Raw genomic sequence first — 21277 nt, 5'->3', positions numbered from 1 at the left:
CTCCATCAAGAACTTCTCATCCATACTTACCTTCTGCTCGATGAACACGTTCAAGCAATTCTTGATTGAAGGGTGTCTTCACACCCTTTTCTCTACCCATCGTCACGATAAAACCATTGATAAAATCAATCTCTGAGGGGTGACCCAATCGCAGATCTTCAGCCATTGAAGAACGATTCTGAGCGGTCTGCTCGCAAACGTGCCGCACCTTTTCCTTTAGCTCTTCCTTGTCCAAAACAATGCGATCACTCTTCGCCACGCAGACGACTTCAGCCAAAATGCGCTCCAACCAAATCGTAAAATCTTTCTGATCGACTAACGCTCCATTTTTGATTTGAAGCAATGCAGTCAATGGGTTAATTACGCAATTGATAGCAAGTTTTTTCCAGGTACGAAGGTGGATAAAAGGATCGTATTCAACTGGGAGTCCATGTTCTTTAAGCGTATTGATCCATCGTAGCTCCTGATCATTAACATGGTGTGTGAAAGGACCAAAGTAGGTTTCTCCTTCACCTGTGTGAACAACGATCGTATCCCCTTCCCTTAAGGCTCCTTCCGTTGTACTTCCACGCCAGAGCTGTGATGGTGAAATCTTATCAACCATCCACCGTTCTGCACCCATGCCATTTTGTAATAAATACAGCATCGCTCCCTGCCTGCATTGTTCAACTATTCGAGGAATGAGGGAAGGAATTGCTGTTTGCTTTACGGTTAAGAGAATACGGTCAAAGGCTCCTAAATCTTTCCCCGCCCACTCCACACGGACCTTCACCGTATCCAATCTCCCAGAGCGATGTCGTAAGTGAAGTCCATTGCGTAGAAGATGTTCCTGTTGCTCCTTCGTACGGGTGATGATTAAGGGGTCCTGTCCAGCAAGAGCTAACCGCGCTCCCCATAACAGACCGATTGAACCAGCACCCCAGATGGCTGTTTCCATATGGAGAGCCTACCTTTCATCCTACTGTTCATTTATCATAACAGATTCCCCCCACAAGATGTGAGAGGAATCAAAAGGGAGCTTATACAGGATATACAGAATGACGACGTCGACTAAAGGGAATGTCTTTTCCTTCATAGGCCTTTAGTCGACCCATCAATTCATCCCGAAGGTGATCTGGTTGTACAATTCCATCGATAATCAATTCAGAGGCTAAGCGATAAATATCGATGTTCCGTTGATATTCTTCCCGTTTCTCTTTTACAAAATCCGCTTTTTCAACGCCTTCTAACTGGGCAATTTTATTACTGTATACAGCATTGACCGCAGCTTCTGGCCCCATTACAGCAATTTGAGCGGTTGGTAACGCCAAGCAACAATCGGGTTCAAAAGCAGGACCTGCCATGGCGTAAAGACCTGCTCCATATGCCTTCCGAACAATGACCGAAATTTTAGGAACTGTCGCCTCGGACATCGCAGCAATCATTTTCGCCCCATGCCGGATCATCCCCGCCTTCTCGGTCTGGGTACCAATCATAAATCCAGGAACATCTGCCAAAAAGAGAAGGGGGATCCGGAAAGCATCACACAAGGTGATAAAGCGAGCCGCTTTATCCGCGGAATCAATAAAGAGAACGCCCCCTTTTACTTTGGATTGATTCGCAATGATGCCAATTGGCTGACCGTCGATACGAGCAAAGCCTGTGATCAGTTCCTTTGCAAACAATTGCTTCATTTCAAAGAAAGAATTCTCATCGACTAAAGAACCAATCAGCTCCAACATATCAAAGGGGACATTTTGGTTATCAGGGACGATCTCTGAGATCTTTTTCCGATCGGACGCCACCTCTTGACACTCCAGACGAGGGGGTCGCTGTTCATAGTTCGCTGGGAAGTACGATAAGTAGCGACGGGCAGAAGCAATTGCACTCTCCTCATCTGGTGCTAAGACATCCCCACACCCACTGATACTACAATGCATGCGTGCGCCACCCATCTCCTCTAGGGAAACTTTTTCCCCAATGACCATTTCTGCCATCCGAGGAGAACCCAGATACATGGACGCATTTTTATCCACCATGATGACAACATCACAGAAGGCAGGGATATAGGCGCCTCCCGCTGCTGACGGACCAAAAAGAATACATACTTGGGGGATCTGACCTGATAGTTTTACCTGATTATAAAAAATACGGCCAGCTCCCCGACGACCTGGGAACATCTCGATTTGATCCGTAATGCGTGCACCCGCAGAGTCAACGAGATAGATGAGAGGTACCTGCATTTTTTCTGCCGTTTCCTGGATGCGAATGATTTTTTCAACCGTCCGCGCTCCCCAAGAACCTGCTTTTACGGTGGAATCATTCGCCATCACACAAACCGTTTGACCATTTACTTGTCCAATCGCGGTCACCACACCATCTGCAGGTAGGCTTTCATCCATCCCGTTGGCAAATAGCCCATCCTCCAATTGAAAATCCTCATCAAATAACAATTCTAGGCGCCGACGAACAAATAACTTATTTTGTTCATCTAATTTTTCATGGTACTTAGGTGCTCCTCCTTGTTTAATTTTTTCCGCCCGATTCTGCAATGTATTTAGTGTGGTTTCATTCATCGACTCCACTCCCTTTCCCTTACTCACCCAGGTAAATCGGTTTTCTTTTTTCTTTAAATGCATCCAGGCCTTCCAAACGATCCTTTGTTGGAATCAGCGTTTCATAAGCCTTGGTCTCTAATGCAAGCCCCGTTCCTAAGTCGGTTTCCGCTCCGTAATCAATTGCAAATTTTGCTTGTGCGAGGGCTAGAGGAGCATTTTCATTAATCATCGATGCGAGTTTCATCGCCTCTTCCATTACCGTCCCATCTTTCACTACCTGATTCAACATTCCCAGATCCATCGCTTCCTTCGCAGTCAGTCGCCGGGCAGTAAAAATGAGTTCCTTTGCTTTTGCTTGCCCGATGAGGCGAGCAAGTCGCTGAGTTCCACCCGCTCCAGGAATAATTCCTAAGGAAGTCTCCGTCAAACCAAAGACCGCATGCTCATCAGCTACTCGAAGATCACAGGCTAATGCTAACTCCATCCCTCCTCCGAGTGCGACGCCATTCACGGCTGCAATTACTGGCTTCGGAAGGCGTGCAATCCCGTTAAAACACTCGCGAATGGTACGAATAAAGCGACGCACCTGATCCTCAGTAAAACCTCGACGTTCTTTTAAATCAGCACCTGCTGAAAAGGCTTTATCACCTGCGCCTGTGATCACGACCACCCTTGTTGCTTTGGAATGGCTCAGTTCCTCGGTAATTCGAGTAAGTTCTTGTAAGATCGGTAGGTTGAGGGCGTTATATACCTCTGGACGTTGGATGGTGAGGATCGCAATCCCTTCTCGTCGTTCCCACTCTACCAGTTTCATTGTTCAATCTCCTCCTCACGCATCCCTTCACTTTGTAACACCTTCGATGGCAGGGTCTTTCCAAGGTGTCTGCCAGCTAATCGGCTCACTTGACAAAGCTTTTCAAGATTAATCCCCGTCTTTACGCCCATTCCTTCCAACATATAAACCAGATCCTCAGTGGCCATATTGCCAGCAGCACCTGGTGCATACGGGCATCCACCCAACCCACCAAAGGAAGTATCTAATGTACGCACACCCTCTTCGAGAGCCACATAGGCATTAACCAATGCCGTTCCACGCGTATCATGAAAATGTCCAGCTACTTTTGTTACCGGAATTTCCTTTGTTAGCGTTTTCAATTTTTCTCTCACTTGATTAGGTGTTGCGACGCCAATCGTATCCCCGAGTGAGATCTCATAGACACCCATCTCCAATAATTTCTCGCATATTTCAACGACCTGCTTCAGTGACACATCTCCCTCGTATGGACAACCAAAGACGGTCGATACATAGCCACGAACCCTCTTTCCTTTTTCAATAGCTAATTCAACCGTTTCCTTCAATACGGGAATTGTTTCCGCAATACTTTTATTAATATTTTTTTGGTTATGGGTTTCTGATGCAGACAAAAAAACCGCATATTCATCGATTGGGGTAGAAAGTGCGCGCTCCAGCCCTTTTCGATTGGGAACCAATGCACGATAACGAACACCTTCTTCACGAGGCAAACTCTCTGCAAACTGCGCCGCATCTGCTAATTGAGGGATCCAACGCGGATGCACAAAGGAAGTGACCTCTAACTCCATTACCCCTGCATCAATCAATCTGGTAACTAAAGCTTGTTTCACTGTTGTTGAAAGAATGGTCTCCTCGTTCTGTAAACCATCCCGCAGACCCACTTCCACAATCGTGATATCTGTCAAGCTCATCTCCCCTCCCTCCATCAAAACCGCATGAATTACTCCAGCTCAATCATCGCCTCACCATCTCCAACATAAGAGCCCTCTTCTATTTTAATCTCTTTTACCACTCCAGCTGCCTCCGCTTGCACCGGAATTTCCATTTTCATTGATTCCAGAATGACAACATCTTGTCCAACCTCCACTTGATCCCCGACAGCCACTAGCACTTTCCAAACAGTTCCTGCCATTGACGCTTGTACCTGTTTCATTTTTCCAACCCTTTCCCGGCATGATTATTCATTTTTGTCAGTAAGGCTGTGTCATAATGTCCTGCAACAAAATCTGGATGGTCTAGCACCCGTGTAAAGAGCGGAAGGTTATGTTTAATCCCTTCGATTTCAAATGTGGCCAACGCTTCTTTACTCCGCTTCAAAGCGGTTTGACGATCATCCCCATGAATAATACATTTTGCAATCATTGGATCATAGAAAGGAGTAATTTGACTCCCTTCTGTGACGCCGGCATCCACACGAACCCCCTCCATAACAGGAGGTACAAAGCGATTCAATTTCCCTGGGGAAGGTAAGAAACGATCAGGGTCTTCTGCATAAACACGATATTCAATAGCGTGACCCTGAATGCGAACATCATCCTGCTCAATTGTAAGTTTTTCACCCTGGGCGACTTTTAATTGCATGTGAACTAAATCCAGTCCAGTCACCATCTCCGTCACGGGATGTTCCACTTGAAGACGCGTATTCATCTCTAAAAAGTAAACCTCTTCCTTCGCATCCACTAAAAATTCGACGGTTCCCGCACCACTATATCCTACCGCCTGCGCCGCTTTTACAGCAGCCTGCCACAGGGCTTCTCTTGTCTCTTGTTGAATCGACGGTGAGGGGCATTCCTCAATCACTTTCTGATTGCGTCGTTGAACAGAACATTCTCTCTCCAAAAGGTGAATAACGTTCCCATATTGATCCGCCATCACTTGCACCTCAACGTGCCGTGGATGAGCAATAAATTTTTCCAAGAAAAGGCTTCCATCTCCAAAATAAGCTTTAGCACGCCCCTGAAGAGCAGGGAATGCTTGAATCAGGGCTTCTTCTGAATCGAGCACCTGCATTCCTATTCCGCCCCCGCCGGCGCTTGCTTTTAGCATCACAGGATAACCAAAGGCTTCAGCCTCGCGTACAGCCTGTTCCACGTCTTTCACTCCGTCGGTACCTGGTACGATTGGGACACCTGCCTCAGCCATCCTCCGGCGGGCGGTTACCTTGTCTCCCATCGCAGCAATTACATCGGCATCTGGACCGACAAAGGTTATCCCTGCATCTTGCACACGGCGAGCAAAATCAGCATTCTCCGATAACAAACCATATCCCGGATGGATGGCGTCCGCACCCGTCTGACGAGCCGCATCTACGATTGCTTCTGCGTTAAGATAACTTTGGGCCACCGGTGGTGGACCAATTCGAACCGATTCATCGGCTTCTTGTACAAACGGAAGATCCTTGTCTGCATCAGAATAAACGGCAACGGTCAGGATGCCATTTTCTCTGCAAGTTTTCATAATCCGGCGAGCAATTTCTCCCCGATTTGCGATCAATAGTTTTTGCATATTCAGACTCCCTTCCTGTCTCTCCTCACTGTCACCCAGTTGCATCCGGTAAAAAGTACCCGGACATAGAAAGAGATCCCGTCCTTTGAATCACTAGAACGCTGAGATCCAAAACAACCTTTCGACAATTTCCGGGCCAATCCCTTCTCATCGGATAATTTTTATCACAACGATCACACGGTTAGACTAACGAATAGTATTTAATCATTGCATGGAAACCCTTTCCCCATATGCTTATCAAAAAATCGCACCCTCTTCAAAGCGATCTCCATCATGTATAATAGAGACAAGTGATAGTGAGAAGAAAGGAGTTAAAACCTTGAGCGAATACCATGTTGAACGATTAAAAATTAACTATAAGACATTGGAAGAGTTTCAAAAATTTCGCGAATATGGTCTGCAGGAATTGTCCATGCTAGAAGACCTCCAAGACAATATTGTTGAAAATAACAGCAACTCTCCCTTTTATGGGATCTACGATCAAGGGAAGTTGATTGCCCGAATTAGTCTGTATCGCATCGATGCAAAATACGATCGCTTTTTTAATCCTCCCCAGGACTACTTTGAACTCTGGAAATTAGAAGTGCTGCCACAATATCGTGAATTAAACCTCGGAACACTTCTTGTTGAACACGCGAAAAGCCTTCGTCTGCCGATTAAGACGAATGCCCGTTGTCGATCCAATGAATTTTGGTTGAAAATGGGTTTTCAACCGGTCAATTATGATCCAGTACGCGATCGCGGGGAGAACCCCTTCGTTTGGCTTCCCTCTGGAGTAACCCTACAAGAATCCGAATGATCCTGGTTTCCAAACAAAAGCCCCCTCCATCGGGGGTTTTTGTTTATCATCCTTTATCAACACGCTCTAGGTTTCCATTCGCTTCCATCCGAAAGCGGGTTTTCATCGCATTCTCGTCTTCTTCATCAAGAATGGCCAACTTACGGGCACGATCCATAATTTGAATCAATGCTTTATAATCATCATTCACCACCCGGTAATCCGTTTGAACAAGATCTAATCGACCTTTCATATCCTCATTTTCACGGGATAATTTTTCAATTTCTTTTTCCTGATCTTCGATTTCTTTTTCAAGATCCTGCTGTCGTTTTCTCATCTCAAGGACTTCCGATTTGTGTTGTCGTAAATAACGGATAATCGAGTCTAGGGAACTACTGCGATCATTCTGTACCTGAAACCCATCTGTCACCAACCGATTTCGCGTATGCACCGTTCGCTCTTGATTCCGTTGTTGCCGCTGGGATTTTGCTATTTGAAGGGCTGCTTCATACTTTTTTCGAACAAGGCTATTCCATCGAAATCCACATGCTGCTGGTGTTCTGCCCAATTTTTCGGCAACTTCTTCAAACGCATTTAACTGAGTACTACCTTCTCGAACATGTCGTAGAGTCACTTCCGCCAACACCATATCATCTTCTGGGGTCCATGCATCCTGCCTTTTCACAGCCATGAGCGTCATTACCTCCAATCCTTGTTCACACCGTAAGCATCCACAGACGTCCAGTTGTTCTATCTGTATGCATTTGGTATAAATCGTAGTATATGTAACTAGTATTTTTATATCCGAAACCGGTTTCTCCTATACGTAAGCCGCTCATCCATAAGAAAAAGGACGGTGTCTACCGTCCCTATTGAATAATTGACAACCTATGAATTTTTTCTTCCTCGCGTTCTTGTCAAAAATGCTTCGACTGCTTGATGATGCTCATCCGATTCCCACAGTTTCGCACAGTGACGTGCTTCATCCCGAATGAGCTGATCGCGACTGACACCATTTCTGCTGTCGTTTGCAAGGGAGATCAGCGCCTGAATTGTAGGAAGTGGGGCTTGTGCAACGCTTTCAGCAAAATCTTGTACTCCCTTGATAAATTCATCCTGGGGATATAAAGCATGAAGCCAACCCCACTCATAAAGCTGGGATGCTTTTACTCGCTTGCCACTCAATAATAAAAACAAGGCTTGACTCCGTGGCAACTCCTCAAGTAAACGAGTACCACCCCCCCACCCTGGCGTAATTCCCAATGTGGATTGAATAAACCCAAGGGTTGTACCCTCTGCTGCCAGTCGAAAATCACAACTGGCAGCAATTTCACAACCACCTCCAACAGCTACCCCCCCTATCGCAGCAATTGTCGGCTTCCCTATATTTCTGACTCGTTCCAATAATTGCCCCATTCGATGCATCACTGGGAAAACTTCCTCTTCCTTCGTCAAACGATGAAATTCCTCTAGGTCTCCTCCTGACACAAAAGTTTGCTCATCTCCAGTGAACACAAGAACCTTCACTTCGTTATCCGCTTTTACGATATCTAAATGGCTTTCTAACTCGTCCATCATCCGTTGATTGACTGCATTTCGTACATGGGGGCGATAAAATTGAACCCAGCCCACCTCATTCTGTTTCCATACCTGGAGCGTCTTCATCGATTATTCTCCCATCCTTGGAATTCTTGATCCGTTATTGACACAAACTACAAATGCTTGAACAGACAAATTCAGAAGGTTATAATGTTTGTTGACGCGCAGAGCAAAAATCCTCATTCATGATGGAGGATACGCATGCACTTCGGCTTTAACGTAATAACCACTGATAATGTTGGCTTAAAGGAGTGGGCTGTACATGGACCGCATGTTTCGTGTTTTAGGTTTCTGGTGCATTGTTATAGGCCTGATGTTTATGGCCGGTCACATGAACATCATTGCTGGCCTCTTCTTCTTCCAGGCTGCACTTTTTATCGTGTTGGGCTATATGCGCTACACGGAACGTACTTATATGCTCATGTTTGGTAGCTATATGGTACTGGCCTTTATTGGAATCGTCTACTGGTCTTTTTTCCAAGTAGGTTGAAAGCGTTTTCCATGAAAGAAGCTCCTCGTTTACGAGGAGCTTCTTTCATGAATCTCGCTCATTGAAGGGATTACGCTTCGATTGACACCTACCTGCGAACCGATACATCCTTCGATTGAATCCCCTTCGCTTGGATAAGAACACGATAGGAATCCCCCATTCCCCCAGGTAAAGCCAGCTGCCTAAAAGCACGGCGACGCTTCGCTTCGTTGCTAAAAGGATCTGTATCCTGCCCAAATGAAACCTCATCGAGGATTCCTGTTTCTAATAAATAGTGGGATTGACTCCCATACCAATAAGATCGGAGACCCACTTCTTCCCCCCACGTTTGTAAGGACGTAAAGGATACATTAGCAGTGAGGTCGATTTCACCAGGAGAAGCAAGGATATCCTCAACAATACGATGCTTTTGAAAGCCTCTCGTAGTTCCGGTACCTCGACTTAACTCACGGATCTCTTCATCGATCCCCCCATAATCAATGGTAAGGATAAACCCTTGGTGTAACCAACTCCCCACGTTTTGTATCCAGGTTCGACCGGACAACGAAATTTCGATCTCATCCCCTTCTTCAGGAAGGCGGATTCTTTCTTTTTCCTTGGCCATATGGTGGATCTGTTCCTCGGAAACAGGACCTTCTACCTCAACAAAACGAGAGCGTTCTTGATCCACACTCACCCAAATTTCACGCCAGTCTCCATTTCGCCAACGTAATCGATGAAATGGCAAGGCATCGATTAACTCATTGCTAAGAACGATGGTAGGGTATTGAGGGATCTCCTCAATTTTGGAGACCCACTTAACCGATAAAGGAGCCTCTGATAGCCGTTCTCGCTGGAGACGCCGGTGATAAGGACTGCTCTCAATCATCCAGATCCTCGGTTGAGCTACCTTCTCTTTTCGTGCTAACACCTGGACGACACCCTCCATCAATCGGCCATCTCCACCACCAACCTCGATCACCGACCAGGGCTGGTCGAGGGGGAAATTTTGTGCAAGGATATTCAATCCTCGCCCAATGGCAATTCCAAATAGATCTCCCACTTGCGTACTGGTGTAAAAATCCCCCTCACGCCCTATCTTCTGTCGATCCCTCTGATAATAACCCTGCTCAGGGTGATAGAGTGCTCGTTCCATAAAACGAGCAAAGGGGATTCGATGATCTACGGAATCCATCACTTCAGCTGTAATTGCCTCCACTAGCTCATCACCCAACAGCCTCGCCTCAATCTCACGTAAATAAATCCGTGCTAAGATATCGTTCTCCGGTATCTGGAGCAATACAAACCACGCGTTTACCCTTGCCTAAACGACGGGCGATTTGAAGCGCCGTCCAAATCGATGCACCTGAGGAAGGCCCCACTAAAATCCCTTCTTTTCTCGCCATTTGCCTTGCTGTTTCGGCCGCATCCTCATCCTTCACGTGAAAAATTTCGTCATATACGCCTTGATTTAAAATCGCTGGAATAAACCCTGGACTGGTACCTGGAATTTTATGCGTTCCAGGTTTTCCACCGGCTAATACAGGCGAAGCCTCTGGCTCGACAACAGCAACAAACATACTGGGGTTATGAGCTTTTAGTACCTCTCCTGTCCCAGTAATCGTTCCGCCAGTGCCTGCAGTGGCAACAAAAGCATCCAGGTCACTGTCCATCTGAGTAAGAATTTCCTGTGCCGTTGTTCGACGATGGACATCGGGATTCGCCAGATTTTCAAATTGAAGGGGCATAAAGCTATTTGGCATGGATGCCAACATCTCTTCCGCTTTACGGATCGCACCAGGCATTCTCTCTCCACCCGGTGAAAGAATCACCTCTGCACCATACGCTTTTAAAATATTGATTCGCTCGCCACTCATGGTATCTGGCATGACCAACATGGTACGATATCCTCGCGTAGCACCCACCAGAGCAAGACCAATTCCTGTATTACCACTTGTCGGCTCGATGATCGTATAACCAGGTTTTAAGTGCCCTTCTCGTTCTGCCCATTCAATCATATTTAGGGCAGTGCGATCCTTTACACTCCCCCCTGGATTAAAGGACTCCAGCTTCACAAAAACGGTTGCATCCTGCTCCTGTGTTAATCGATTCAATCGCACAAGGGGGGTTCGCCCCACTAGATCGGTAATCCATGTTGCTCTATGTGGTTTTTGCAAATCCGAGGAATCGGTTACTTCTCCGTGGGTCCCGTCCATTCGAGCATGCCTCCTTTTAGGTTAAAGAGGTTTTGAAAGCCCTCCTCCGCTAGAATATGGGCAGCTACCACACTGCGACGACCACTCCGGCAAATCAACATAATATCCTGCGCCTTCACTCCTGCCAATTCCGAATGTCGTTCCTCCATCTCATCAAAAGGGATATGAATCGATTCTGGTATATGACCTTCTGCAAACTCTTCCTCGGTTCTAACATCGACCCAAACAAAACGTTTTTTATTCTCCATATAGGATTCGCCCAATTCTCGCGCTTCCTTATTTGTATAAGGTTGTTCAGACATCGTTTTCGCCTCCTCGAAATTTACCTTCCCCTAATGATACCATGACCGATTCACCACGAAAATAAAGGAAAACCCCTTCACTTGGAAAGGGCTTCCTTTGCATAGCCATCAACTTCTTCCTCCAACATCTGACCCTTCATTTTACGAATAATTTTCCCATTTCGATCGATGAGATAGGTAGCTGGAAGCCGACCAACATCATAGCGTTTGGTGACCACCCGATCCCTATCCAGTACGACGGGAAAGGTGATAGCTAACTCCCTTGTAAACCCTGAAACAGCGACTTCAGTTTCAGCAATGTTTACCCCCACGACTTGAAACCCTTGATCCTTATACTTTTCATACACCTTCTGAATAGCTGGCATCTCTGCTTCACACGGCTTACACCAGCTTGCCCAAAAATTAAGAAGCACTGGCTTCCCATGGAAATCATCTAAGGTTAATTTTTTGCCATCCAGTGTTTTCAAAGTGAAGTTTGGCGCTTTGTCACCCACCTCAGGAGCCTTTTTCTTGTCTGTATCCAATCCCTGCCACAACGCATACCCAATTAAAACGATTAAGGTAAGCATCACCACCCGACGCACCCAAAATCGTGTCTTTTTGTTCATAATGATTCACCTACTTTGTCCCCGATAATGTACTCGGATAGGATAAGTCCCTTGTTACTTAGGTAAGGGATGTTCATGCAATGAAAAGAATTCAACCCCTTTAAAACCCTTGAAATCCTCCAAAGAGATCCGATAACCAAATCGTAATGACTGTCATTTGATCAAAATAAAGGAGCACACCCATGAGGATCATCAATGCTCCTCCGATTTTCATCAAAGGTTCAGAATACTTAAGTATCCAACGAGTGCGTCCAATGAAGAAGGCCATGACAAAAAAGGGAATTGCAAACCCGAGGGTGTATGCGCTAATATAACCCACTCCTGCTGCTGGATGAGCTGCGGCTAAGGATAACACTCCCACTAAAATTGGACCGACACATGGTGTCCATCCTGCTGCAAAACCAATTCCGATCAAGAGAGACCCAAGATACCCAAAACGCCGTCCGCCTACCTCTAACCGTTTTGATCGCATGAGGAATGTCGGTTGAAAGATTCCTAGCAAAAAAAGTCCCATCGCGACAATTAATACGCCCCCGAGCATTCTTATTAACTCTCGATAGTGAGTGAAAATCTCCCCCAACCAACTTGCAGTAAACCCGAGAGCGAAAAAAATAAGCGAAAAACCCAGGATAAAAAACAAAGTATGAAACATGGTACTTCGTTTCAATGCGGATGATCGCTCTTCATCTTGTAATTCACTAACGGATACCCCTGTTATGTAGGATAAGTAGGATGGATATAAAGGCAAACAACAAGGGGATATAAATGAGAGAATGCCTGCACCAAATGCTACGCCAAGATTAATATCTGCCACTTACATCCCTCCACTCATACCTCGTTGATCACGAGGTAATTTTCTTTAATAGATAATTCAACTGCTCCTTGTTTAACATACCATTGATATGGTAGAGAATCACACCATCTTTATCTACAATATAGGTTTGTGGAATATTAATCACTTCCAGTGCCTCACCGACATCTCCATGCTCGTCCAAGAGTACAGGAAAGGTATAGTTCCCTTGTTTTAGATATTCCTTCGCCTTCTTCACCGAATCTAGCTTTGTTAAATTCACCATACTAAAATTCATTTGATCGTTATATTGATTATATGCCTTTTGTAAATGAGGCATTTCTTCTTGACAAGGGGGGCACCAACTTGCCCAAAGGTTAATCAACGTTGGTTTTTTGCCAGGGATCAGTTTGGCATGCTTTCCGTCCATCGTCGCAAGTGTAATATTAGGCAGTTGCTTCCCCTCCGATGCACGTACTAGCTGATTCTCTCCAAACAAACGGGATTCCGCATTCCCTTTTTCTGCTTCCTTCGTGGAAGAAGAATGGACTGCCTTGGCTTGCTGAGAATTCATGCCCTTTTTCTCTTTTGGCAATCCTGTCCATAAGGCGATCCCCAATGCAATCACCAACAAGCTGCCAATCATCACATTTTTATATCGTTTCACACCCTGACCCATGACGATCCCTCCATAAAATAAAAAGGCTACACATTTCCTGACTAATCTTTCTCATTATAACCGAACTCAAGAGAAGACATCACCTTCGTCCAGTCATGCCATGAAAAGGTGTCATATTAGAACGCCCTTGATCCGATCAGGGCAAAACATCTTCTTTCATCACAACAATATATCGCTACCCCTTTCCTACCATCAAGCCATTTGCTTGGTTTGGCACTTGGCAACATCGACCGAACCCTATATGATAGGTTCAATCTCTTCTCATTAATCAAACCATTTTACTGAAATGACTTCACCTTTGGAAATGGAGGATCCATGACACAACAAACCGCTGATTGGCTTATCCAATGGGGAGTGTATGCCATCCCTCTCAGCATTATGATTAACGCAATCATGAATATTCTTGGCGTGGTCCCAAGTGTACTCATCACTGGAGCCAACGTACTTTTATGGGGGCCCATCTTTGGAGGCGTGATTTCTTGGATTGGTGAAGTTATTGGAGCAACGCTTGCCTTTTTTCTTTACCGCAGAGGCTGGAAGTATTTCCAACGCAAGCAATCACTTGACTGGCACTGGATGAGAACACTTCAAAAACTGTCCAAGCGTCGACAGTTCCAATCCCTATTCGTTGCTCGACTCACTCCCATGGTACCCTCTGGCATCATCAATTTCTTGGCAGCACTCTCAGGTGTCCCCTTTCTCCTCTTTCTCCTTGCGACCTTTCTTGGGAAAATACCTTCTATCGGTTTCGAGGTTCTAATCAGCTATGATATCTTGCATATCCAAGAAAATGGAATTCGCCTTCTGCTATTGTTACTTTCTCTTACCCTTGCCTATTGGATATGGCGAACCACTAAAAATGATACCAAACGACCATCCGAAGCAAAAACCAGGGCTGACTAAAGGCATGATTTCTCCTTTAGCCAGCCCTGGTTTTTTAACCTTCTTCTACTTCATATCCTTGTTCTTCAATCGCATCCTTCATTTTCTTGTATTCAACCGTATCATCTTGATGGGTTACGACAGCAACTCCATTCTCGAGATCGACGGTAACACTCTCTACACCAGCGATCTTTTCTAACGCTTCTGTCACTGCTTTTTTACAATGATCGCAAGACATTCCCTTTACTTTAAATACAGTGGTTGCCATAATCAAACCTCCTTAATTAAGGGCATTTCCCTATGTTGACTATCACGTAGTGTAACCCACTACTTCATTATCGAGACGATCCCCAGCACGATTAGCTCTCAGCCAATCATTCCTGTCACAAAGGGATTGGACTCTTGCTCCCTGCCAACAGTCGTCATGGGCCCATGTCCCGAGTATACGACCGTCTCTTCTGGCAATTCCATTAAACGATCATGAATGCTTTGCATTAAGGTTTGATAATCTCCACCCGGTAAATCCGTCCGACCAATTGACCCTGCAAATAATACATCCCCGCTAAAAACCATCCCTTTGAAGAGATAGGTCAGACTTCCTGGCGAGTGGCCTGGGGTATGAATAACCTTTACGGTTTCACCTAAAATGGACAGTGTCTCCCCGCCATACAATACCCGATCGGCTGGTCGACAACGTACTTCCGGCACTCCTGGAAACAACCCAGAACCATTTAACTGGGCATTTGTCATCCAATCCGTCTCCAAATCGTGGATGGTCACCGTAGCACCGGTGGCATCTCTCACCGCTTCTACGCCCCCGATATGATCAAAGTGAGCATGGGTAAGTAAAATTTCTTTTACAGCAAGTTTTAATTCGGCAATCCGTTTGAGCAAAGCATCGGGGCCACTACCTGGATCAATGACAACCCCTTCTCCTCCCTGTTCACGGTATAACAGATAGCAATTGGTCATCACAGGGCCTAACGTAAAACTTTCTACTTGGATCAAGGTATAAACCACCTCTCCGAATGAGTTCTCCCTCATTCTACACGGAAGCTGAGATCAATCCAAATCAACGCCATTGTTCTTATCGTTCCCACAGGATTATCCAAAGGACTTATCGAAATCGCAAGGAGGGCCTCCTGACATCCCTGATACGAATAAAGGGATACCTGTGAATAACCTCCCATAGATTGTATCATGGACCCCTTCCGGAAAAAATCCGTCCAACAAAGGAGGAAACTCTTTGTATTTTCATCGTTTTTTTTATGAACCCCTGGCTCATGCATCCTATCTCGTCGGTTGTTCCACTACCAAACAAGCCCTCATTGTCGATCCTAGTCGCGATATTACTCCCTACCTTGAATTAGCCCATCGGGAAGGAATGCAGATCACAGCGATTGCAGAAACCCATATTCATGCGGATCTCCTTTCAGGAGCTAGGGAACTCGCTGATCGAACGCAAGGCACCCTTTATCTTTCGGGGGAAGGAGAAGAGGGGGGGTATCGCTGGGCAAAGGATCATTCTCACCACTTTTTACGTGATAATGATTCGTTCACAGTCGGTGAATTGTATATCCAGGCGCTTCATACACCCGGTCACACACCTGAACATCTCTCCTTCTTACTGTCTCAAAACAAAACCAGTCCCCCTCTTGGTCTGTTTAGTGGTGATTTTCTGTTTGTTGGGGACGCGGGTCGTCCTGATCTACTTGAAAAAGCAGTAGGGATAAAAGGAAGCTCTGACATCGGTGCTCAAGCCCTCTACCATTCCATCCAGCGGATACAAACCTTTCCGGACTACCTACAAATCTGGCCCTCTCATGGGGCAGGAAGTGCTTGTGGGAAAGCATTAGGCTCCCTACCGATGTCCACATTGGGATATGAAAAGCATACCAATTGGGTCTTTCAAGAACCTACCCGCTCATCGTTCATCAAAAACATTCAAACCGACCAACCTATGCCACCCCCCTACTTCTCCCGCATGAAAAAATGGAATTGCGAATCACTCCCCTTACTACGTGAACGGCCAAAACCCGATCATTTTAAAACAGAAGATTTACGCCAACTCGATTTTGGAAAGGACGGTTTCTACCTTGTGGATACCCGTCCAGCTGGGGAGTTCCTTCGCGGGCATATTAAAGGATCACTGTGTCTACCCCATAATCGATCCTTTGTCCAATGGGCTGGCTGGCTTTTAGAGAATGCTCCCCCACTCGTTCTCATCGTCGAAGAAAAGCGCGAAAAGCAAATTGAACGTGACCTCGCCATGATTGGGCTGGATCAACAAATTGCCGGCATTCTTTTAACATCTGAATTAACGCAATTCCCTCGTGAAGACCTTGAAACCACGCGGGATGTAGAACCCAAGGATATTGTTCAATATGTTCAACAAGAGGATATCCAGGTAATCGATGTGCGAACGCATACCGAGTGGCAAAACGGTCATCTACCTAATGCCCTTCACCTTCCCCTGGCTACTCTCTGTCAACACCTTCATCAATTACCAACGGGTCAACCCCTTCTTATGCAATGCAAGTCAGGAGGACGGTCAGCCATCGCCTCCAGCTTGTTACAAGCCAAAGGGTATGATGTGATCAACCTTCGCGGAGGTTGGGATCGGTGGGTAGAGGAACACTTGGTTACGGAACAACCCATTCACACTCCCTCCTCGTAACGTTCCTCCAATACTTATCATCAAACACCCCTTCCCATGGCATGGGAAGGGGTGTTTGATTTATTAAGTCATTTTTTTAAAGCGGAAAGCACTTGTTGGTCTAACTGATCTGCCTTCTCCTGATCATAGGTTTTGGCGCACTCCACTCCTTGTACAATTTTAGCGCCAAAATACATGACATTCTTGACCGCCTCTACTTCAATTTCAATACAGGCTAATTTAATGGAAACATCGGTCATTGGGACTTCTGTGATGGAAGCCCTACCCGTAATCTCATAGGTCGTATCGGGACCAATCAGAGTCACTGCCACCGCCGGATTCCTTTTAACATGTTCAAGCATTCGAGACCGATGACCCACAGCGATGCGTATCCGCCGAGAATTCAAGGCATAGATCCAAGAAATTGCATTGACAGCGGGTGATCCTGTTTCATGATCGATCGTTGCGAAAAGGGAATACTGTACTCCTTGTAGTTTATCCATGAGGGAATTTGTCAACGTATCTGAAATCAATTCAGCCATCCCTAAATCCCTCCTTGGCAACTGCATGGGTTTTCTCTTACCCACGAATCCGTGTATACTGGGTAAGGGTATCCGAAACAGCAAACCATCCGTTTTGTATCACCTTCGACAATCTCCCCTCATTGAAAGGAGGAACTTACGGTGATCATACCCTGTATTCTATGCGAACAAACCTTTGCACCCACTCCAATTCAAGCCAAGAAGATTCGTAAACATCCCCATCGTATCTTCCTTTGCCCTACCTGTCATGAACGTATCGGTAAAAAGGCAGAGGCATCTCCCCATCCCATTCAAATCAAGCCAACCCTACCACACCTTTAACATGGTGTCGCCCATCATTCCCAAGTCGCATTATATCGGGGCTCTGCCTCAATACTTTGTAATAGCGACTCCGCTTGCTTGCGATCATATAATCGCGCTTCTTCTCCATCTTCTTTCTGCCAACTGATGCGATACTGATCCGCTTCCATCGTAAGGGAGAGCTCCCTCACTCCATGATCTTCAGTGAGCATCTGCTCAAAAAAGCGGACAGTCTCCTCGGCAGAGCCATCCTTTGGACGAGCATTCCACACTAAACGAATCTGTAACCAATTAAATAAGGTATCCTCGAATCGCACCGTGTTTTTCCTCCCCTTTTTGACCCGCGATCAATTGAGCATTCATCCCCTATGGGTATCCAAAAACCAAGGAGATCAATTAAATACTGAATAAAACAACAATAAAGGAGAAGGGAGTAGGCTCCCTCGGTTCTCTTTTCTAGGACATGGAAGATGAATCTTCCTGTTCTTTGCGATGATTCATTCCCATACGTATACGAGCAATCGCAATTAACACCACCGTGATCGATAAGATCTCCAGGATGGGGAACTTCAATAAAAAGAGTACCCAAAAAAGAACACAACCCAATGCTAAGGCCACATATACTAAGGCTGCTTTTAAAACCGGCAGACGGCGAGCAAAAGCGACTTTATAGATCACACCGGTTAAGACAAGGATTATCAGGTAAGAAAGCAGTGGTTCCCCTCGAAACCATTCATTAATTCCTTCCACTTCAACTTCCCTCCTTATTCGCTTCGATGATTAATGGGTGGTCGCTTCTTGTTTCAGTTGATGCAAATATTGAATTTCCTCAGCATATTCCTCTTCTTTTTCTACGGGCGTTTCTAATATAATAGGGAGCCCCTCGAATTGCTCACAATGAAGAAAGCGAGTTAAGGCCTCAGCACCAATTTCACCCTTACCGATCTTTTCATGACGATCTTTGCGGGATTGAAATGGCACTTTACTATCATTAAAATGAATGGCCACTAGACTTTTTAAGTAACCGGTCTCTTCCATTGTCTTAACCATTTCGTCAAAGGTCTCCAAATTCCATGCGCCAGAAGCAAACCCATGACATGTATCAAAACAAAAGCCAATTTTGTCGGGAACATCCGTCGCCTCTCGAATTTTCACGAGATCTTCAATCGCAAGCCCGAGTTCAGTACCTTGTCCAGCCGTATTTTCAAGTAATAGGAGGGTATCGCCTTCATAATCCGCAAGGATTTCATTCAAGGTTTCTACCATGCGGCGAGTCCCTTCTTCTTCTCCTTCACCGACATGCTTTCCACAATGAACAACCGCTCCCACCGCTCCATAGGATTCTGCAATATGGAGGTCTTCTTTAATTGAACGAACCGTCACCTCATGCAGATCAGCCTTTGGAGTCGAGAGATTGGTAATATAGGGAGTATGCGCAACCAGGGTAATTCCGTTTTCACGGCAAAAAGCCACCCCTTTTTCTGCATCGGCATAATCCACTTTTTTAGGACGCAAACCACGTGGGTTTTTCGTAAACACTTGAAATGACGCTGCACCTAATGTAGAAGCTTGCTGGCAGGCTTTCGAAAACCCTTTCGCAACACTCACATGACAACCTAATTTCATCCTTTTCACCCCTTACAGAAAGAAGCGCCACACATCACTGCGGGCGCTTCACGAATCATCGCCATCATACCATTTTGTACGGACAAGGTGCAACTGAACCCATCCAAAGGTGGAAATCATCCCCTGTTTTTTAGCTCATTCAATGCTTCTTTTACGTTATCCGTGATCAGTGCATCCACACCCATATCGATAAGCCGGCGCATTTCTTTCTCCTGATTGATAGTAAAGGGACGTACCGGAAGATTTAGCGCGTGGGATTTTGTCAGCATCTCCCTGGTCACCGTGGGTCGATAGGGATGAATCGATGTAACCCCAACGTGACGAGCATATTCCCATGGCTCAAAGAGGTTCGCCATATAAAGGATCGCCGTATCCACTTTTGGACAAACCTCTTTGACTCTCCGCAGACTATAATGGTCGAAGCAGGAGATGACGGTTTGATTAATCATGTCATAATCCTCTAGCATCGCAATGACTTGTCTCTCTAGACCTTCATAGGCAATCTTATTATTTTTCAATTCAATATTAAGAGACAGACCATCTCTCGCAGCAAGAGCAACTACTTCAGATAATAGAGGAACCCTCTCTCCCTGAAAGTCATCTCCAAACCAACTCCCTGCATCAACACGGCGAACCTCCTCAAGTGATAGGTTCCTCACCCGACCACGCCCATTGGTCGTCCGTTGAAGGGTTTCATCGTGGATAACGACCATTTCATGATCCTTCGTCAAATGGACATCCAATTCCAACCCATGAGCCCCTGCATCCACTGCTTTTTGAAAAGCAATCATCGTATTTTCAGGTGCAATTGCGGAATAACCGCGGTGCGCATAAATTTGTATAGCCACACAAATTCTCCTTCTATAAATGGATATGATGTAAGTAGATTTGATTTTTACTCGATAGTGAAAACGAATCATTTATGGCGACATAACGCAAGAATAGATCTTGATCAAAGTACTCACTGCTTTGAGGATCCAGCACCACCTGTATAGGGGTATGGTGGATCGCTATATCATCCATCTGGGGATGATCCCAATTCATTTCAAACCAGATATCCCCGCCGCAACCACAGCCTTCATTCATAACAGCAAGCCGAAGAGCGGCGGTCTCTTCTGGCCTTTTTTGATGGAGAGCTTTGCTTGTCTGCCCATCGATGTGAATCACCATTCCCTCCATCCTCCCATTCATTTTTGTAGTATACACAACTTTTCTTACAAGGACATCGCTGACAATCAGGTTGTCGTTTCTGACAATGTTCCTTCCCTAGCTCAACCAACAAAGCGTGGAAAAGTTGTAAATCCTCAACGTCAGAAAAAGCAAGCAACCCTTGGCTTCGCACTTCCTCGTAGGATAGCGGTGCTTCACCTGTTAAGCGGCTAATGATCCGTTTTGTATAGGCATCCCCATTGAACCTCCCCCACCTACGCTAACGCTAAGAGGTGGGGGATTCTTGGAAGCTCCCATCGACTGACAGGATCAAATCCAAGCTTAAACCGTCGTCCCAACGGCAAGTAATCGAAGTCCTTCTTGCAAAATGTTCTTCGATGCATTGATGTCTCGATCATGATGGGAGTGGCACGTAGGACATGTCCATTCTCGTAGGTTGAGGTTTTTTACGTTCTTATTGCGGTAGCCACAGGATGAGCATAGCTGACTGGAAGGGAACTGTTTCCCCACCTTCACCACGTTTCGTCCATGCCATTCTGCCTTGTAGGTGAGCATGGCGACAAACTCCGACCAGGATGCATCCGTGATCGATTTGGCTAACTTGTGATTCTTCACCATGTTCTTGACACCAAGGTCTTCGATGCAGATCGTTTGGTTTTCACGAATCAGCTTCGAAGACAGTTTATGGAGAAAGTCATGGCGAGCACTTACGATCTTCTCATGAATGCGGGCAACCTTCACCCGTGCTTTGTGCCAGTTGGCACCCCCCTTGGTGCGACGGCTCATGATCCGTTGCGCGTGGGC

General features: G+C 45.8%; 28 protein-coding genes. 5 read left to right on the top strand and 23 right to left on the bottom strand.

The features are described 5' to 3' along the window. Window positions 1-16: 16 nt before the first annotated feature. The 6 genes from CHX35_RS04450 to CHX35_RS04425 all read right to left on the bottom strand — a co-directional run bounded on the left by CHX35_RS04450 (window position 17) and on the right by CHX35_RS04425 (window position 5856). A complete protein-coding gene (locus tag CHX35_RS04450; protein WP_091834574.1) occupies window positions 17-937 on the bottom strand; it encodes a ketopantoate reductase family protein in 921 nt (306 codons plus the stop codon). Window positions 938-1019: 82 nt separating this feature from the next. Continuing rightward, window positions 1020-2555, bottom strand: coding sequence for an acyl-CoA carboxylase subunit beta (locus CHX35_RS04445; protein WP_091835333.1), 1536 nt, complete (start codon window positions 2553-2555; stop codon window positions 1020-1022). 19 nt (window positions 2556-2574) lie between these two features. Beyond that, window positions 2575-3351 (bottom strand): enoyl-CoA hydratase-related protein, encoded by a 777-nt coding sequence (locus CHX35_RS04440; protein ID WP_091834571.1) that lies wholly within the window; start codon window positions 3349-3351, stop codon window positions 2575-2577. After that, window positions 3348-4262: a hydroxymethylglutaryl-CoA lyase gene (locus CHX35_RS04435; RefSeq protein WP_091834568.1), complete on the bottom strand. Its 915-nt coding sequence runs from the start codon at window positions 4260-4262 to the stop codon at window positions 3348-3350. The genes CHX35_RS04440 and CHX35_RS04435 overlap by 4 nt, the downstream gene beginning before the upstream one ends. A 29-nt stretch (window positions 4263-4291) precedes the next feature. Beyond that, entirely contained in the window at window positions 4292-4504 is a 213-nt protein-coding gene (locus CHX35_RS04430) for an acetyl-CoA carboxylase biotin carboxyl carrier protein subunit (RefSeq protein WP_091834566.1), read from the bottom strand. Further along, a complete protein-coding gene (locus tag CHX35_RS04425) occupies window positions 4501-5856 on the bottom strand; it encodes an acetyl-CoA carboxylase biotin carboxylase subunit (RefSeq protein WP_091834563.1) in 1356 nt (451 codons plus the stop codon). The genes CHX35_RS04430 and CHX35_RS04425 overlap by 4 nt, the downstream gene beginning before the upstream one ends. 319 nt (window positions 5857-6175) lie before the next feature. Here CHX35_RS04425 and CHX35_RS04420 point away from each other — a divergent pair, with 319 nt between their 5' ends. Then, the gene (locus CHX35_RS04420; protein WP_245838639.1) at window positions 6176-6655 is read left to right on the top strand and encodes an N-acetyltransferase; all 480 of its coding nucleotides are present in this window, start codon (window positions 6176-6178) and stop codon (window positions 6653-6655) included. Window positions 6656-6701: 46 nt separating this feature from the next. Here CHX35_RS04420 and CHX35_RS04415 read toward each other — a convergent pair whose 3' ends face one another. Together CHX35_RS04415 and CHX35_RS04410 are read right to left on the bottom strand one after the other, a co-directional pair. Continuing rightward, window positions 6702-7325, bottom strand: a complete 624-nt coding sequence (locus CHX35_RS04415) for an RsfA family transcriptional regulator (RefSeq protein WP_091834557.1) — start codon at window positions 7323-7325, stop codon at window positions 6702-6704. 197 nt (window positions 7326-7522) lie between these two features. Next, window positions 7523-8299 (bottom strand): enoyl-CoA hydratase/isomerase family protein, encoded by a 777-nt coding sequence (locus CHX35_RS04410; RefSeq protein WP_091834553.1) that lies wholly within the window; start codon window positions 8297-8299, stop codon window positions 7523-7525. Window positions 8300-8495: 196 nt separating this feature from the next. Here CHX35_RS04410 and CHX35_RS04405 point away from each other — a divergent pair, with 196 nt between their 5' ends. Further along, window positions 8496-8723, top strand: a complete 228-nt coding sequence (locus CHX35_RS04405) for a DUF2626 family protein (protein WP_091834551.1) — start codon at window positions 8496-8498, stop codon at window positions 8721-8723. A gap of 88 nt (window positions 8724-8811) precedes the next feature. Here the strand turns inward: CHX35_RS04405 and CHX35_RS04400 are convergent, their stop codons facing one another. From CHX35_RS04400 to CHX35_RS04375, 6 genes are all read right to left on the bottom strand, one after another. Further along, on the bottom strand, window positions 8812-9936 hold the full coding sequence (locus tag CHX35_RS04400) for a class I SAM-dependent methyltransferase (RefSeq protein WP_091834548.1): 1125 nt from the start codon (window positions 9934-9936) through the stop codon (window positions 8812-8814). A 16-nt stretch (window positions 9937-9952) separates the two neighbouring features. Continuing rightward, a complete protein-coding gene (cysK, locus tag CHX35_RS04395; protein ID WP_091834545.1) occupies window positions 9953-10918 on the bottom strand; it encodes a cysteine synthase A in 966 nt (321 codons plus the stop codon). Further along, entirely contained in the window at window positions 10894-11220 is a 327-nt protein-coding gene (locus tag CHX35_RS04390; RefSeq protein ID WP_091834543.1) for a rhodanese-like domain-containing protein, read from the bottom strand. Before CHX35_RS04390 ends, cysK begins: the two co-directional genes overlap by 25 nt. Before the next feature lie 77 nt (window positions 11221-11297). Beyond that, window positions 11298-11828 (bottom strand): thiol-disulfide oxidoreductase ResA, encoded by a 531-nt coding sequence (gene resA / locus CHX35_RS04385; protein WP_091834540.1) that lies wholly within the window; start codon window positions 11826-11828, stop codon window positions 11298-11300. A 100-nt stretch (window positions 11829-11928) separates the two neighbouring features. Further along, window positions 11929-12642 carry a cytochrome c biogenesis CcdA family protein gene (locus CHX35_RS04380; RefSeq protein ID WP_091834537.1) on the bottom strand — a complete coding sequence of 238 codons (714 nt, stop codon included), beginning with the start codon at window positions 12640-12642 and terminating at the stop codon, window positions 11929-11931. A 28-nt stretch (window positions 12643-12670) separates the two neighbouring features. Further along, window positions 12671-13297: a TlpA family protein disulfide reductase gene (locus CHX35_RS04375; protein WP_091834534.1), complete on the bottom strand. Its 627-nt coding sequence runs from the start codon at window positions 13295-13297 to the stop codon at window positions 12671-12673. A 315-nt stretch (window positions 13298-13612) separates the two neighbouring features. On the opposite strand from CHX35_RS04375, the gene CHX35_RS04370 reads away from it, so the two are divergent. Next, entirely contained in the window at window positions 13613-14200 is a 588-nt protein-coding gene (locus tag CHX35_RS04370) for a TVP38/TMEM64 family protein (protein ID WP_091834530.1), read from the top strand. A 34-nt stretch (window positions 14201-14234) separates the two neighbouring features. Here CHX35_RS04370 and CHX35_RS04365 read toward each other — a convergent pair whose 3' ends face one another. After that, on the bottom strand, window positions 14235-14447 hold the full coding sequence (locus tag CHX35_RS04365; protein ID WP_091834527.1) for a copper ion binding protein: 213 nt from the start codon (window positions 14445-14447) through the stop codon (window positions 14235-14237). A 98-nt stretch (window positions 14448-14545) separates the two neighbouring features. After that, window positions 14546-15187 (bottom strand): MBL fold metallo-hydrolase, encoded by a 642-nt coding sequence (locus CHX35_RS04360; protein ID WP_091834524.1) that lies wholly within the window; start codon window positions 15185-15187, stop codon window positions 14546-14548. A gap of 238 nt (window positions 15188-15425) precedes the next feature. Here CHX35_RS04360 and CHX35_RS04355 point away from each other — a divergent pair, with 238 nt between their 5' ends. Then, window positions 15426-16856: an MBL fold metallo-hydrolase gene (locus CHX35_RS04355; RefSeq protein WP_091834519.1), complete on the top strand. Its 1431-nt coding sequence runs from the start codon at window positions 15426-15428 to the stop codon at window positions 16854-16856. A 68-nt stretch (window positions 16857-16924) separates the two neighbouring features. On the opposite strand, the gene CHX35_RS04350 is transcribed toward CHX35_RS04355, so the two are convergent. Continuing rightward, a complete protein-coding gene (locus CHX35_RS04350; protein ID WP_245838638.1) occupies window positions 16925-17377 on the bottom strand; it encodes a pyridoxamine 5'-phosphate oxidase family protein in 453 nt (150 codons plus the stop codon). Between the two features lie 141 nt (window positions 17378-17518). Here CHX35_RS04350 and CHX35_RS04345 point away from each other — a divergent pair, with 141 nt between their 5' ends. Beyond that, a complete protein-coding gene (locus CHX35_RS04345; protein WP_091834513.1) occupies window positions 17519-17698 on the top strand; it encodes a DUF2197 domain-containing protein in 180 nt (59 codons plus the stop codon). A 14-nt stretch (window positions 17699-17712) separates the two neighbouring features. Here CHX35_RS04345 and CHX35_RS04340 read toward each other — a convergent pair whose 3' ends face one another. The 6 genes from CHX35_RS04340 to CHX35_RS04315 all read right to left on the bottom strand — a co-directional run. Next, window positions 17713-17994, bottom strand: a complete 282-nt coding sequence (locus CHX35_RS04340; protein WP_091834510.1) for a hypothetical protein — start codon at window positions 17992-17994, stop codon at window positions 17713-17715. A 139-nt stretch (window positions 17995-18133) separates the two neighbouring features. Beyond that, a complete protein-coding gene (locus CHX35_RS04335) occupies window positions 18134-18427 on the bottom strand; it encodes a YlaH-like family protein (RefSeq protein WP_091834507.1) in 294 nt (97 codons plus the stop codon). A gap of 30 nt (window positions 18428-18457) precedes the next feature. Further along, a complete protein-coding gene (locus CHX35_RS04330) occupies window positions 18458-19303 on the bottom strand; it encodes a deoxyribonuclease IV (protein WP_091834504.1) in 846 nt (281 codons plus the stop codon). Window positions 19304-19419: 116 nt separating this feature from the next. Further along, window positions 19420-20151, bottom strand: a complete 732-nt coding sequence (locus CHX35_RS04325) for a glycerophosphodiester phosphodiesterase (protein ID WP_245838637.1) — start codon at window positions 20149-20151, stop codon at window positions 19420-19422. A gap of 13 nt (window positions 20152-20164) precedes the next feature. Beyond that, complete coding sequence (locus CHX35_RS04320; RefSeq protein WP_176391881.1) at window positions 20165-20473, bottom strand: iron-sulfur cluster biosynthesis family protein; 309 nt, start codon at window positions 20471-20473, stop codon at window positions 20165-20167. Between the two features lie 321 nt (window positions 20474-20794). Beyond that, on the bottom strand, window positions 20795-21277 hold a 483-nt coding region (locus tag CHX35_RS04315), incomplete at its 5' end, for an RNA-guided endonuclease TnpB family protein (RefSeq protein ID WP_140413543.1).

The organism is Marininema halotolerans, from assembly GCF_900116235.1.
Taxonomy (GTDB): Bacteria; Bacillota; Bacilli; order Thermoactinomycetales; family DSM-45169; genus Marininema; species Marininema halotolerans.
Note: the sequence above shows the minus strand (reverse complement) of the source record. Positions and strands in the feature narration are given on the sequence as shown.

Coding starts and splice junctions, on each gene's coding strand:
- CHX35_RS04450 (WP_091834574.1), bottom strand. CDS start 937: ATGGAAACAGCCATCTGGGGTGCTGGTTCAATCGGTCTGTTATGGGGA.
- CHX35_RS04445 (WP_091835333.1), bottom strand. CDS start 2,555: ATGAATGAAACCACACTAAATACATTGCAGAATCGGGCGGAAAAAATT.
- CHX35_RS04440 (WP_091834571.1), bottom strand. CDS start 3,351: ATGAAACTGGTAGAGTGGGAACGACGAGAAGGGATTGCGATCCTCACC.
- CHX35_RS04435 (WP_091834568.1), bottom strand. CDS start 4,262: ATGAGCTTGACAGATATCACGATTGTGGAAGTGGGTCTGCGGGATGGT.
- CHX35_RS04430 (WP_091834566.1), bottom strand. CDS start 4,504: ATGAAACAGGTACAAGCGTCAATGGCAGGAACTGTTTGGAAAGTGCTA.
- CHX35_RS04425 (WP_091834563.1), bottom strand. CDS start 5,856: ATGCAAAAACTATTGATCGCAAATCGGGGAGAAATTGCTCGCCGGATT.
- CHX35_RS04415 (WP_091834557.1), bottom strand. CDS start 7,325: ATGGCTGTGAAAAGGCAGGATGCATGGACCCCAGAAGATGATATGGTG.
- CHX35_RS04410 (WP_091834553.1), bottom strand. CDS start 8,299: ATGAAGACGCTCCAGGTATGGAAACAGAATGAGGTGGGCTGGGTTCAA.
- CHX35_RS04405 (WP_091834551.1), top strand. CDS start 8,496: ATGGACCGCATGTTTCGTGTTTTAGGTTTCTGGTGCATTGTTATAGGC.
- cysK (WP_091834545.1), bottom strand. CDS start 10,918: ATGGACGGGACCCACGGAGAAGTAACCGATTCCTCGGATTTGCAAAAA.
- CHX35_RS04390 (WP_091834543.1), bottom strand. CDS start 11,220: ATGTCTGAACAACCTTATACAAATAAGGAAGCGCGAGAATTGGGCGAA.
- resA (WP_091834540.1), bottom strand. CDS start 11,828: ATGAACAAAAAGACACGATTTTGGGTGCGTCGGGTGGTGATGCTTACC.
- CHX35_RS04375 (WP_091834534.1), bottom strand. CDS start 13,297: ATGGGTCAGGGTGTGAAACGATATAAAAATGTGATGATTGGCAGCTTG.
- CHX35_RS04370 (WP_091834530.1), top strand. CDS start 13,613: ATGACACAACAAACCGCTGATTGGCTTATCCAATGGGGAGTGTATGCC.
- CHX35_RS04365 (WP_091834527.1), bottom strand. CDS start 14,447: ATGGCAACCACTGTATTTAAAGTAAAGGGAATGTCTTGCGATCATTGT.
- CHX35_RS04350 (WP_245838638.1), bottom strand. CDS start 17,377: ATGGCTGAATTGATTTCAGATACGTTGACAAATTCCCTCATGGATAAA.
- CHX35_RS04330 (WP_091834504.1), bottom strand. CDS start 19,303: ATGAAATTAGGTTGTCATGTGAGTGTTGCGAAAGGGTTTTCGAAAGCC.
- CHX35_RS04320 (WP_176391881.1), bottom strand. CDS start 20,473: ATGGTGATTCACATCGATGGGCAGACAAGCAAAGCTCTCCATCAAAAA.